A 12,929-nucleotide genomic window follows, 5' to 3' on the forward strand; every position below is an offset into this window, starting at 1 on the left:
GAACCCACCGCGCTGCTGTCACGCGGCCTCAATAGCGCGCGGTACCGTCGAGGGGTGTCCAGTGAGGCCCGTCGTCAGCGCCATCACCGGCCCGCGCTGATCGTTTTGGCGATCGTCGCGGCCGGTGGCTGCCTGGCCTTGGGCTGGTGGCAGTGGACACGCTTCGAGTCCCCGTCCGGCACGTTCCAAAACCTCGGCTACGCATTGCAATGGCCGTTGTTCGCGTGGTTCTGCGTCTACGCGTACCGCAACTTCGTCCGCTACGAAGAGGCTCCGCCGCAGCCGCGCAATCACGGGGCGGTCACCGAGATCCCGGCCGGGCTGCTACCCGAGCGGCCCGCTCCCGCGCAGCCACCATCCGACGACGACCCCGCCCTGCGGGAGTACAACGCTTATCTGGCCCAGCTCGCTGCCCACGATGCCGAAAAGCAGAACAGGACCACCGCGTGACCACACCCGAGACACCCCCTGAAACTAGCTCTGAAACTAGCTCCGAAACCAGCCCAGCCGTCTCCGCCGACCGCATCCGCCCGGCTCTGCTCGGCTATCGGATCATGACGTGGACCACGGGTCTGTGGCTGATCGCTCTGTGCTACGAAATCGTCTCGCATCTGGTGTTCCACCACGAGATCCGGTGGATCGGAATCGTGCACGGCTGGGTCTATTTCGCTTACGTGTTAACGGCTTTCAATCTGGCGATCAAGGTCCGCTGGCCGATCGGTAAGACCATCGGCGTGCTGCTGGCCGGCACGATCCCGCTGCTGGGCATCATCGTCGAGCACTTCCAGACCAAGGACATCAAGGCCCGCTTCGGGCTGTAGATCTCGCCGCCGGGTGTGACGCTGGCTTCACACTCGAGGCCGAACGTGCGGCTGGCTTCACTACTCGCGGGCCGCCCGACTGACTCAGGCCAGCGCGCGCAACGCGGGCAACAGCAGCGCCAGGGCCCGACCGCGGTGCGAGGCCGCGTCCTTCTCCGCGGGACTCAACTCCGCCGCGGAGCGCTCGGAGCCGCCCGGGATGAAGACCGGGTCGTAGCCGAACCCGCCGTCGCCGCGCGGCGCGTGGGCGATCGTGCCCGGCCATTCGCCGCGGACGACGACTTCGCCGCTGTCCCACACCAGCGCGCAGGCCGACACAAATGCCGCGCAGCGCCGTTCGTCGGGCACATCACGCAGCTGGGCAAGCAGCAGCGCGGTGTTGCCGGCGTCGTCGCCGTGACTGCCCGCCCAGCGGGCCGACAGCACGCCGGGCATACCGCGCAGCGCCGCCACCTCTAGGCCGGAGTCATCGGCAACCGTCGCTAAGCCGGTGGCCGCGAACGCATCCCGCGCCTTCGCCAACGCGTTGTCCTCGAATCTCTCGCCGGTTTCCGGCGCCTCGTCGAACGGCGCGACGTCGTCGAGCGACACCAGCGTCAGCCCCGTCAGCCCTGCGCCATCCAGCACCCGGCGCAGTTCGGCCAGCTTCTTGGGGTTGCGGCTGGCGACGAGCAGGCGGGTCAGCTGCCGAACGCCTTCGACTGCCCGGGCCCTTCGGGGAGCACACCCGGATATGGCAACTCGAGCGACTCACGCTGGGCGGCGAAGAGCGTGTCGCAAGCGCCGAGCGCCATATCGAGCAGCTTGTCCAACGTCGAGCGCGGGAACGTCGCGCCCTCGCCGGTGCCCTGGATCTCCACCAGGGTTCCGGTGTCGGTGGCGACGACGTTCATGTCGACCTCGGCGCGCGAGTCCTCCTCGTAGGGCAGGTCGACGCGGATCCTGCCGTCGACCACGCCTACGCTGACCGCCGCGATCGCGCACGACAACGGCCGCGGATCCGACAGCTTGCCCGCCGCCGACAGATAGGTCACCGCGTCGGCCAACGCCACATAGGCACCCGTGATCGCCGCCGTGCGGGTACCGCCGTCGGCCTGCAGCACATCGCAGTCGACGGCGATGGTGTTCTCCCCCAGCGCCGCCAGGTCGATACACGCGCGCAGCGATCGACCGATCAGCCGACTGATTTCCTGGGTGCGCCCGGACAGCCGGCCCTTCACCGATTCCCGGTCGGAGCGAGTGTGGGTGGCCGACGGCAGCATGGCGTACTCCGCGGTCAGCCAGCCCAGGCCAGTCCCCTTGCGCCAGCGCGGTACTCCCTCGGTGACACTCGCGGTGCACAGGACCTTGGTTCCACCAAATCCGATCAGGACCGAACCCGCGGGATTCTCGGTGAACCCCCGCGTGATGACTAGCGGACGAAGCTCGTCGTCATTGCGACCGTCTTCTCGTTTCGACACCCAATAACCCTAGCCACCCCAGCCCGCCGGTGCGTCACGCAGGCAGGTCGGCTGAATCAGACTCGTTCGGAGTGCCGAACGTCGAATGTCTCGTTGCACACCACGGCGTGCACCGGACCGTCGAACTCGACCTTGGCCTCGCTGATCACGTCCTCCCGCGAGGTCCACGGCGGTATGTGGGTCAGCAGCAGCTCGCGGACGCCGGCCTGTGCCGCGACCCGGCCGGCTTCGGTGCCCGACAAGTGCAGTGCGGGCGGACGATCCGGCGCGTGCGTCCAGGACGCCTCGCACAGAAACACGTCGGCGTCACGAGCCAGCTCGACGAGCTGATCGCAGACTCCGGTGTCCCCGCTGTAGACGAACGACGCCCCGCTGGGATCGGTGATCCGCAAACCGTAGGACTCGGTGGGATGCGCGACAATGCGTGGTGTCACGGTGAGGGCGCCGACTTCGACCGGCTCGCCGTCGACCCAGTGACGGACGTCGAATATGTCCGAGCAGTCGTCGATTTCACCGCCGTAGGGCGACGACGCGGCGCCCAACCGCGACCAGGTGTCGCTGGGGCCGTACAACATCGCCTTGCCGAGCGGACGCGACGACGGGTGATAGCGGCGCCACACGAATAGCCCCGGCATATCCAGACAATGGTCGGCATGCAGATGGGACAACAGCACGTGCACGGAACCCGGGTCGGCATAACGCTGTAACGCGCCCAGCACACCCCCGCCGAAGTCCAGGACCAGCGGCGGAGTGTCCGGAGCCCGAAGCAAATATCCCGACGCCGGCGAGTCCGGACCGACCACGCTGCCCGAGCAGCCGAGCACGGTTATTCGCACAGGCACTACTGTGCCATGCCCGGAAGCACCATGAGAAAAACATCGCACGATTGATGTGATGAGAATCTCGCTGCCGACTAGCCAATCGGCGAGTGGTGCACCGGCCGGACGCCATTGACGGCCGGTCCCAAAAATCGCGCCGCCAGTTTCGTGAACGCCTCGGGGTCGCCGGTGGCTTCGAAAACGCGCGTCGCCGGCGGCGCGTCATGCGGGCGCAGCAAATCCCGTTCGCTGAGCACCCTCAGCACTTCCTTCGCGGTTTCCTCGGCGCTGGAAACGAGCGTCACGTTTTCGCCCATCGCCAGCTGAATCAACCCCGACAACAGCGGGTAGTGCGTGCAGCCCAACACCAACGTGTCGACCTGAGCGCGTTGCAGTGGCTCCAGGTATCCCTCGGCCAGACCCAAGACCTGACGCCCACTCGTCACGCCGCGCTCGACGAAGTCGACAAAGCGCGGGCAGGCCACCGCGGTGATCTCGGTGTCACGGGCGGCGGCGAACGCGTCCTGGTAGGCGTGCGAGGTGATGGTCGCCTGGGTGCCGATCACGCCGATGCGGCCGTTGCGGGTGGTGGCCACGGCGCGGCGCACGGCCGGCAGGATCACCTCGACGACGGGCACGTCGTAGCGCTCGCGGGCATCGCGCAGGCAGGCTGCCGACGCGGTGTTGCAGGCGATCACCAACGCCTTCACCCCACGGCCGACCAGGTCGTCACCGATGGCCAGCGCGTGGGCGCGCACCTCGGGAATGGTGAGCGGGCCGTAGGGGCCGTTGCCGGTGTCGCCGACATAGACGATGTCCTCGTCCGGCAGTTGATCGATGATCGCGCGGGCGACCGTCAGTCCCCCGACGCCGGAGTCGAAGACCCCGACGGGCGCCATGGGTGAGCTCATGCCTTCAGCCGCGGCACGGTGCCCGCTTTACGCTTCGCCCGGGCCTTGCGTTCCGGGGCGGACAACAGATACGCGGCGACAACTCCGGCGATGGCGCCACACAAGTGGCCCTGCCAGGACACCCCGCCGCATTGGCCGAGCACCGGCATTGCGCCGAGCAGCACGCCGCCGTAGATGAACAGCACCACCAGGCCGATGACGATGTCGACGAACCGGCGCACGAATATCCCGAAGACCAGCAGAAAGGCCAGCCAGCCGAAGATCAGCCCAGAGGCCCCGATATGGTCCGTCGGGCCGCAGTTGCTGCCCCAGTCGCCGATCAGCCAGGTGCCGAAGCCGCCCAGGATCCACACGATCGCGGTCGCCCACACGAAGCGGGACAATCCGGCCAGGGTCATCAAAAACCCCAGCACTAGCAGGGGAACGGTATTGGCCATCAGGTGCTGCCAGTTGGCGTGCAGCACGGGCGCGAAGACGATGCCCCACAGGCCGTCGGTTTCCAGCGGCCTGATGCCGTTTGCGTCCAAGGAATGCCGCGAGAGTTGATCGAACAGTTCGATCAGATACAGCAGCGCCACGAAGGTGAGGATCGTGGCCCCGCCCACCACCCACTCGGGCCGCTTTTTTTGGGTAGCGGGTACGCGTTGCTGTCTGGGGCTCATGCCCATAATTGCCCTTCTCGAGCGTCCACGGCAACATCCAGGCTACCGGCACAGGCGTCGCCAGCCTGGCACGTCCGCCCAGCGTCGGCACGGATCACCAGCACGTCAGCTCCCTGTCCCGAATGCACCCGGCAACGTGTCGCGGTAGGTCGGTACTCCGGCGACCGACTCGGCCGACAACACACCGACCAGCACGGCACGGGCCAGGCAATCGGCCGCGGCCGCACCCACCTCGGTGACCAGGGGCGTCTCCGGGGACATCGCCGCGGGCGCATCGGCCGGCGGCGGCACCTCGACCGCCCCGGTCGCCAGCGCGAACACGGTGTCGCCGTCCAGCGGGGTGTGCGCCGGGCGAATGGAGCGGGCCAGGCCGTCCTGGGCGGCGATGGCGACCCGTCGGCACGCCGCGGAACTCAGCGCCGCGTCGGTCGCGACCACCGCGATCGTCGTGTTGAGCGGTTCCAGCGGCGACGGTAGCTGCGCGAGCGCGTCGATCTGGTCCGCCGGCGGCGGCGTCAACGCGAACGCCTTGATCGCATCCGCCATCCACGGCAGGCCGGTGGTCCGGTCGACGACCTCGCCGGCGGAGTTGACCGCGACGACCGCGCCGACGGTGACGCCCGACGGCAATGTGGTCGACGCCGTGCCGATGCCGCCCTTGAGCACGCCGGCCCGCGCCCCCACCCCGGCGCCGACCGTGCCGACGGCCACCGCCGCGCCGGCGGCTTCGCAGGCGGCATAGCCGAACTCCGCCGTCGGCCGGCAGTCCCAGCCGCCGACCGGCAGATCGAAGATCACGGCACCCGGGACGATGGGCACCAGTCCGCCCTTCATCGCCACGCCGCGCTCGTGCTCCTCCAGCCAGCGCATCACGCCGTCGGCGGCCGCCAAGCCGTAGGCGCTGCCGCCGGCCAGTAGCACCGCGTCGACGAATCGCACCGTGTTGGCCGAGTCCAGCAGATCGGTCTCCCGGGTGCCGGGTGCGCCGCCGCGGCAATCGACCGCGCCGACGGTCCCCGGCGGGGTCAGCACGACGGTGACGCCGCTGGCCCACCCGGCGCCCAAGGACGCGTCCGGATCCAGGCGCTGATAGTGGCCGACGCGGATGCCCCCGACGTCGGTGAGCGCGTTCATCCGGCCTGCTTACCCATCAGCACCAACACCAGGTACTCCTGCAGCACGGTCAGCCACTGGTAGACGTCGAAGTGGGTGGCCATCGGATGATCGGCCGACAGCCGTTCCGGCCCGTCCGGCCCGATTTCCAGCATGACTCCCAGCGCCAGCCGAATGTCGTTGACGGCCGAGATCCAGGCGTTGGCCTGGTCCTCGCTGAGCTCGAACCGTCCGCCACTATCCGGAATAGTGCGCAATAACTGCTGTGCCGCAACACGTTTGGCGTCGATAATCTCGGGCTCGTGCAGACTGCGCAGCGCCGAGTTCAGCCCTTCGGGTGTTTGCGACCCAACGCTCGACGTGTCCTCGTCGTCGGGCCGGAAGAAGTCCGGCAGCAGCCGTCGCAGCGTCGGATCTTGAGGCGGCTCGGCGTTTCCGGTCTTGATGCCGGTGATCTCCTCGAGTTCGTCTGGCGGCGAAGAGGATTCGCGCTCGTCGAGCAGGCCGATCAACGCACCGACCAGATTCTTCAGCAGCTCCGCCTCATGCGGAGCCAGGGAAGACCGGAAACGGGGACCGTCGGCGGTCTCAACCCGCTTCCATTTGCGCACCGGAAATCGATCTCAGCGGTCCTGCTGCAGCGTCGCCCACAAACCGGCGGCGTGCAGCTTGGACACGTCGACTTCCATCGACTCGCGGCTACCCGCCGACACCACTGCCTTACCTTCGTTGTGCACCTGCAGCATCAATTTGGTGGCATGCGGCTCGCTGTAGCCGAACAACTTCTGGAACACGTACGTCACGTAGGTCATCAAATTGACCGGGTCGTCCCACACGATGGTGACCCAGGGACTGGCGGTGACCTCGACCGGAGCGGACTCGCGTTGCCCGGAGGTGCCGGGCTTGGTGGGCGCTGATGCGGCAACCATGGCCTCCAGGATACCGAGAGACCGGCCGCCCGCTGCCAGCCGTTACCGTTGGGAGAATGAACGAGCCGGCCTTAGCTGGGCTGTTAACCGACAAGTACGAGTTGACGATGCTGGCAGCGGCGCTGCGCGACGGCACGGCGGAGCGCCGGACCACGTTCGAATTGTTCGCCCGCCGCCTTCCCGCAGGCCGGCGCTACGGCGTGGTCGCCGGCACCGGTCGTTTGCTGGAGCTCTTGCCAGAGTTCAGGTTCGACGACGACGCGTGCCGGCTACTGGGGCAATTCCTCGACGCCGACACCGTGCGTTATCTCCGCGATTTCCGGTTCACCGGCGATATCGACGGCTACGCCGAAGGCGAGCTCTACTTTCCGGGCTCGCCCGTGCTGACGGTGCGCGGCAGCTTCGCTGAATGTGTGATGCTCGAAACGCTGGCGCTGTCGATCTTCAACCACGACACGGCGATCGCCTCCGCGGCGGCGCGCATGGTCAGTGCGGCCGCCGGGCGCCCACTGATCGAAATGGGATCGCGGCGAACCCACGAACGATCCGCCGTCGCCGCGGCCCGCGCGGCCTACATCGCCGGTTTCGCCGCGTCATCGAACCTCGAAGCCGAGCGTCGCTACGGCGTCCCCACCGAAGGCACCGCCGCACACGCGTTCACCATGCTGCACACCGGCGAGGGTGGGCCCGACGAGGTCGCCGCATTCCGGGCCCAGGTCGACGCGCTGGGCGTGGACACCACGCTGCTGGTGGATACCTACGACGTGACAACCGGCGTGACCAACGCCGTGGCCGCCGCCGGGGCGACGCTCGGCGCGGTGCGACTGGACTCCGGCGAGCTCGGCGTGCTCGCCCGCCAGGTGCGCGAGCAGCTCGACCAGCTGGGCGCCACCCGCACCCGCATCGTGGTGTCCGGCGATCTCGACGAGTTCTCCATCGCCGCGCTGCGGGCCGAGCCGGTCGACAGCTACGGCGCCGGCACCTCGGTGGTGACCGGCTCGGGCGCCCCGACCGCGGGCATGGTCTACAAGCTGGTCGAAGTCGACGGCATACCGGTGCAAAAGCGCAGCAGCCACAAGGAATCCCAGGGTGGCCACAAAGAAGCGCTGCGACTATCCCGCGCCACCGGCACGATCATCGAAGAGGTCGTGCACCCCGCGGGCCGGCCCCCGGCGACCACCGAGCCGTTCCGGGTGCTGACCGTCCCGCTCGTCCGCGGCGGCGAGGTGGTGGCGGGCACCGACCGCGTGGCCCTGTCCGCCGCCCGGGACCTGGTGGCGTCCGGGCTGCACAGCCTGCCTTGGGAGGGCCTGAAATTGGCGCACGGCGAACCGGCGATTCCGACGACGCGCGTCCCGGTCGAATCGATACGGTCGAGCTAGCCGAATCCGCGCGCAACAACGGGAGTTATCACGCCAGAGGTGTCTGTGCCCGAGCTGCTGGCGATCGCCGTGGCCGCGCTCGGCGGCAGCGAACGCAGCGGCCAGCAGGAGATGGCCACCGCGGTCGCGCGCGCATTCGAAACCGGCGAGCACCTCGCCGTACAGGCCGGCACCGGGACCGGTAAGTCGCTGGCCTACCTGATTCCGGCGATCGTGCACGCGATCGCCGACGAGGAGCCGGTCGTGGTGTCGACGGCGACGATCGCGCTGCAGCGCCAGCTTGTCGATCGTGACCTGCCGCGGCTGGCCGATTCGCTTGCCGACGCGCTGCCGCATCGACCCCGGTTCGCGTTGCTGAAGGGACGGCGAAACTATCTGTGTCTGAACAAGATTCACAACGGCTCTGCCGAAGAACCCGACGGCGACGAGACACGACCCCAGGAGGAGCTGTTCAATCCGATGGCGGCCAGCGCCCTGGGCCGCGACGTGCAGCGACTCACCGCATGGGCCGCGACGACGGATACCGGTGACCGTGATGACCTCAAACCCGGTGTGCCGGAACGATCCTGGTCGCAGGTCAGCGTCTCGGCGCGCGAATGCCTCGGGGTGGCCCGCTGCCCGTTCGGCTCGGAATGCTTCTCCGAACGCGCTCGCGGGCGCGCCGGCGTGGCCGACATCGTCGTCACCAATCACGCCCTGCTGGCCATCGACGCCGTCTCCGAATCGACGGTGCTGCCCGAACATTCGCTGCTGGTGGTCGACGAGGCGCACGAGTTGGCCGACCGGGTGACGTCGGTGGCCACCGCGGAGTTGACGTCGGCCGCCCTCGGGGTCGCCGCGCGGCGGATCACCCGATTGGTGAACCCGGAACTGGTCGGACGCCTGGAGGCGACCACCGCAACCTTCGCCGCGGCGATCCACGACGCCACGCCGGGTCGCATCGACCACCTCGACGACGAGCTGGCGACGTACCTGCGCGCGCTGCGCGACGTGGCCGGCGCGGCGCGCGCCGACATCGACACCACCAGCGACGCCAAGGCGGCCGCCGCGCGCGCCGAAGCCGTTGCGGCGCTGAGCGAGATCTCCGATACCGCGTCGCGGATTCTGACGTCGTTCGGGCCCGCGATCCCCGATCGCACCGAGGTGGTGTGGCTGGATCACGAGGACAACCGCGGCTCGACGCGTCCCGTGCTGCGGGTGGCTCCGCTGACGGTGGCCGGCTTGCTGCGCAACCACGTGTTCTCGCGGTCGACGACCGTGCTGACCTCCGCCACGCTGACGATCGGCGGTTCCTTCGATGCGATGGCCTCGGCGTGGGGCCTGGCCGGACCCGACGATGCGACGCAACGCCCGCCCTGGCGGGGTCTCGACGTCGGGTCGCCGTTTGAGCACGCGAAGGCCGGCATCCTTTACGTGGCAAAGCATCTGCCGCCGCCCGGCCGCGACGGCACCGGCTCGGCCGAACAGCTGACCGAGATCGCCGAACTGATCACCGCAGCCGGCGGTCGCACCCTGGGCCTGTTCTCGTCGATGCGCGCCGCGCGAGCCGCCGCCGATGCCATGCGCGAGCGGTTGTCCACGCCGGTGCTGTGTCAGGGCGACGACAGCACCTCGGCATTGGTCGAGCAGTTCAGTGCCGACCCCGAGACCTCACTGTTCGGCACGCTGTCGCTGTGGCAGGGCGTCGACGTGCCGGGGCCGTCGCTGTCGCTGGTGCTGATCGACCGCATCCCGTTCCCGCGTCCGGACGACCCGCTGCTGGGTGCCCGCCAGCGCGCGGTGGCCGCGCGCGGGGGCAACGGTTTCATGGCCGTCGCGGCCAATCATGCGGCGCTGTTGCTCGCGCAGGGCTCGGGACGGCTGCTGCGCCGCGACACCGACCGCGGAGTGGTGGCGATACTCGACTCGCGAATGGTCACCGCCGGGTATGGCGGCTACCTGCGGGCGTCGCTGCCGCCGTTCTGGCAGACCACTAACGCCGAGCAGGTCCGCGGCGCCCTGCAGCGCCTGCGCACCGCGCCCGACACCTAACGGGCGAGCGCCACCAGGCCGAGTTCGTTGCCGGCCGCGAGCATCGGGTGATACGGAAGCACCCGAACCGTGTAGCCGACCGCACCCGCCACCGGCAGCGAGGTCGTCGTCGAGAAGACCTGGTTGCCGCCTTCGGCCGTTCCGGTGTAGGACATCTGGACGGTGACCGGGTCCAGCAGTGCATCGCCGGAATCGACCCGGCCCACCGCCGCCTCCACGGTGACCTCGTCGGGCGCCAGACCGTCCAGCTGCACGGTCGCGGTCAGGGTGAGCTTCGAGCCGAGCACCGGAGTGTCGGGCAGACCGGTGGAGTCGACATCGGTGATCGCGACCTTCGGCCACGCCGCAACGGCACGGCGCCGGTAGTCGGCCAGCTCACGCGCCGCGCCGAAAGCGCCCTCGCCGGTGTCGGCAATGGTTTTGCGCAGCGACTGCGCAGCCGGCGTGTAGTACTGCTCGACGTAGTCGCGCACCATGCGGGACGCCAGCACCTTGGGCCCGAGCGTTTGCAAGGTGTGCCGAACCATTTCGATCCAGCGCGGCGGCACCCCGTGTTCATTGCGCTCGTAGAACTTCGGCGCTACCGCTTGTTCGAGCAGTCCGTACAGGGCGCTGGACTCCAGCTCGTCGCGGCGCTGCTCGTTGCTCACCCCGTCGGCCGACGGTATCTCCCAACCGTTTTCGCCGTCGTACCATTCGTCCCACCAGCCGTCGCGGATGGACAGGTTCAGGCCGCCGTTGAGCGCGCTCTTCATTCCCGACGTGCCGCACGCCTCCAGCGGCCGCAGCGGGTTGTTCAGCCAGACGTCGCAGCCCCAGTACAGCAGCCGGGCCATGGACATGTCATAGTCCGGCAGGAACGCGATGCGGTGGCGCACCTCGGGCCGATCGGCGAAACGCACGATCTGCTGGATCAGGGCCTTGCCCCCGTCGTCGGCCGGGTGTGACTTGCCCGCCACGATCAGCTGGATCGGGCGATCCTCATTGAGCAGCAGGCGCTCCAGGCGGTCGGGGTCGCTCAGCATCAACGTCAACCGCTTGTAGGTCGGCACCCGGCGCGCAAAACCGACGGTGAGCACGTCTGGATCGAATGCCTTTGCGATCCAACCCAACTCAGCATGTGGCGCGCCGCGCTCCAGCCACGAGCGGCGCAACCGCCGCCGGACGTCCTCGACCAACAGCGCACGCAGTTGGGAGCGGATCCACCACAGATGACCGGCGTCGACTTCGCGCAGCCGTAACCACACACCCGGATCGCTGAACGCGGCGTCGTCCGGCCCGGCCAGCTCGCGGCCCAGCTGCAGCCATTGTGGCGCCGCCCAGGTGCGGGCGTGCACGCCGTTGGTGATCGACCCGATCGGCACCTCGGCCCGGTCGAATCCCGGCCACAGTTCGTTGAACATGCCACGACTGACGCGGCCGTGCAGGAGCGAGACACCGTTGGCGCGTTGGGCTAGCCGCAGCCCCATGTGCGCCATGTTGAATTTGGTTTCATCGTCTTCGGCGCCGAGGGCGAGCACCCGGTCGATCGGGACCCCCGGCAGCAACGCGAGCTCCTGATCGTCGAGGTCCTCGTCGGAATGGTCGTCGAAGTACAGCTGCACCATCTCGACCGGGAACCGGTCGATCCCGGCGGGCACCGGCGTGTGGGTGGTGAACACGGTGGCCGAGCGCACCACCGTCAGGGCGGTGTCGAAGTCCAGTCCCTGATCGGTGATCAGCTCGCGAATGCGCTCCACACCGAGGAAGCCGGCGTGCCCCTCGTTCATGTGGAACACCTCGGGAGCGGGCAGGCCTTCGATCGCGGTGAACGCGCGAATCGCCCGCACGCCGCCGATCCCGGCCAGGATCTCCTGGCGCATCCGGTGCTCCTGGTCGCCGCCGTACAGCCGGTCGGTGACGCTGCGCAGATCGTGCTCGTTCTCGGGGACGTCGGAATCCAGCAGCAGCAACGGAACCCGGCCCACCTGTACCACCCAGATCCGCGCGGACAGCCGCGCGGAGTCGGGCAGCGTCAGTTCGACCAGCGCGGGATTCCCGCCGGCATCGGTGAGCAGCCGCAGCGGAAGCCCCTGCGGATCCAGCGACGGGTAGGTCTCGTTCTGCCAGCCTTCCGCGCTCAGCGACTGCCGGAAGTACCCCGAGCGGTAGTACAGGCCGACGGCGATCAGCGGCACGCCCAGATCGGACGCGGACTTGAGGTGATCGCCGGCCAGGATGCCCAGGCCACCCGAGTAGTTGGGCAGCACCTCGGCGACGCCGAACTCCATCGAGAAATACGCGATACCGGTCGGCATCGCGATGCCGGCTTCCTGCTGTTGCTGGTACCACCGCGGGCGGGACAGGTAGTCGTTCAAGTCGGCGGACAGCTCATCGAGCCAGCGCAGAAAGCCCTCGTCCAGCGCCAATTCGTCGAGACGGGCGGGGCTGACCGCGCCCAGCAGCGCCACCGGATCGTTGCCGCTATTCGCCCACAGCGTCGGATCGATGCTTGCGAACAAGTCTTGCGTCGCCTTGTCCCAGGACCATCGCAGATTGATGGACAGCTGTTCGAGTGCGGCAAGCCGCTCGGGCAGGTGGGCGCGGACCGTAAAGCGGCGGAGAGCTTTCACGCAAGACAACCTTACTTAGGATTGGCCCGCTCGCAGGGTCAGTCTTCGATGGTTCGCCGCCGGCCGTGTGTGACCAGACACTAGGGTGGGTACGGGTAGTAATTGGGGCCGCAAAGACGCTTCCCCTGCACAGGAACTTTCCCCACGTGACGATGTTTCCTCAGACGGCAAGCATTCCGCGCCGCAGCAC

The 12,929-nt window shown here is 68.5% G+C and carries 12 protein-coding genes and 1 pseudogene; 4 read left to right on the forward strand and 9 right to left on the reverse strand.

The annotated features are described in order from the left end of the window. The first annotated feature begins 54 nt into the window (after window positions 1-54). Window positions 55-450 (forward strand): hypothetical protein, encoded by a 396-nt coding sequence (locus MAAFP003_RS19870; protein ID WP_096289533.1) that lies wholly within the window; start codon window positions 55-57, stop codon window positions 448-450. After that, the gene (locus tag MAAFP003_RS19875) at window positions 447-821 is read left to right on the forward strand and encodes a DUF3817 domain-containing protein (protein WP_423790914.1); all 375 of its coding nucleotides are present in this window, start codon (window positions 447-449) and stop codon (window positions 819-821) included. The genes MAAFP003_RS19870 and MAAFP003_RS19875 overlap by 4 nt, the downstream gene beginning before the upstream one ends. A gap of 84 nt (window positions 822-905) precedes the next feature. Here the strand turns inward: MAAFP003_RS19875 and MAAFP003_RS19880 are convergent, their stop codons facing one another. The 8 genes from MAAFP003_RS19880 to clpS form a co-directional block, all read right to left on the reverse strand. Next, on the reverse strand, window positions 906-1,505 hold the full coding sequence (locus MAAFP003_RS19880; RefSeq protein ID WP_096289535.1) for a non-canonical purine NTP pyrophosphatase: 600 nt from the start codon (window positions 1,503-1,505) through the stop codon (window positions 906-908). After that, on the reverse strand, window positions 1,502-2,281 hold the full coding sequence (gene rph, locus MAAFP003_RS19885; RefSeq protein ID WP_096289536.1) for a ribonuclease PH: 780 nt from the start codon (window positions 2,279-2,281) through the stop codon (window positions 1,502-1,504). Before rph ends, MAAFP003_RS19880 begins: the two co-directional genes overlap by 4 nt. A gap of 56 nt (window positions 2,282-2,337) precedes the next feature. Then, window positions 2,338-3,123, reverse strand: a complete 786-nt coding sequence (locus MAAFP003_RS19890) for a cyclic nucleotide-degrading phosphodiesterase (RefSeq protein ID WP_096289537.1) — start codon at window positions 3,121-3,123, stop codon at window positions 2,338-2,340. A 71-nt stretch (window positions 3,124-3,194) separates the two neighbouring features. Further along, on the reverse strand, window positions 3,195-4,010 hold the full coding sequence (gene murI, locus MAAFP003_RS19895; RefSeq protein ID WP_096289538.1) for a glutamate racemase: 816 nt from the start codon (window positions 4,008-4,010) through the stop codon (window positions 3,195-3,197). Further along, the gene (locus tag MAAFP003_RS19900) at window positions 4,007-4,678 is read right to left on the reverse strand and encodes a rhomboid family intramembrane serine protease (protein WP_096289539.1); all 672 of its coding nucleotides are present in this window, start codon (window positions 4,676-4,678) and stop codon (window positions 4,007-4,009) included. The genes murI and MAAFP003_RS19900 overlap by 4 nt, the downstream gene beginning before the upstream one ends. A 99-nt stretch (window positions 4,679-4,777) precedes the next feature. After that, window positions 4,778-5,806, reverse strand: coding sequence for a P1 family peptidase (locus MAAFP003_RS19905; RefSeq protein ID WP_096289540.1), 1,029 nt, complete (start codon window positions 5,804-5,806; stop codon window positions 4,778-4,780). Then, window positions 5,803-6,396: an oxidative stress transcriptional regulator AosR gene (aosR, locus tag MAAFP003_RS19910; protein WP_096289541.1), complete on the reverse strand. Its 594-nt coding sequence runs from the start codon at window positions 6,394-6,396 to the stop codon at window positions 5,803-5,805. Before aosR ends, MAAFP003_RS19905 begins: the two co-directional genes overlap by 4 nt. 12 nt (window positions 6,397-6,408) lie before the next feature. Next, window positions 6,409-6,714: an ATP-dependent Clp protease adapter ClpS gene (clpS, locus tag MAAFP003_RS19915; RefSeq protein WP_096289542.1), complete on the reverse strand. Its 306-nt coding sequence runs from the start codon at window positions 6,712-6,714 to the stop codon at window positions 6,409-6,411. On the opposite strand from clpS, the pseudogene MAAFP003_RS19920 reads away from it, so the two are divergent. Further along, window positions 6,713-8,096, forward strand: a pseudogene (locus tag MAAFP003_RS19920) (nicotinate phosphoribosyltransferase). The gene clpS and the pseudogene MAAFP003_RS19920 sit on opposite strands and share 2 nt — an antisense overlap. 27 nt (window positions 8,097-8,123) lie before the next feature. Beyond that, complete coding sequence (locus MAAFP003_RS19925) at window positions 8,124-10,127, forward strand: ATP-dependent DNA helicase (RefSeq protein WP_096289544.1); 2,004 nt, start codon at window positions 8,124-8,126, stop codon at window positions 10,125-10,127. Here the strand turns inward: MAAFP003_RS19925 and glgP are convergent. Continuing rightward, a complete protein-coding gene (glgP, locus tag MAAFP003_RS19930) occupies window positions 10,124-12,739 on the reverse strand; it encodes an alpha-glucan family phosphorylase (RefSeq protein ID WP_096289545.1) in 2,616 nt (871 codons plus the stop codon). The two genes, MAAFP003_RS19925 and glgP, sit on opposite strands and share 4 nt — an antisense overlap. Window positions 12,740-12,929: the final 190 nt, after the last annotated feature.

Origin of the sequence: Mycobacterium ahvazicum (assembly GCF_900176255.2) — a bacterium.
Lineage (GTDB): Bacteria > Actinomycetota > Actinomycetes > Mycobacteriales > Mycobacteriaceae > Mycobacterium > Mycobacterium ahvazicum.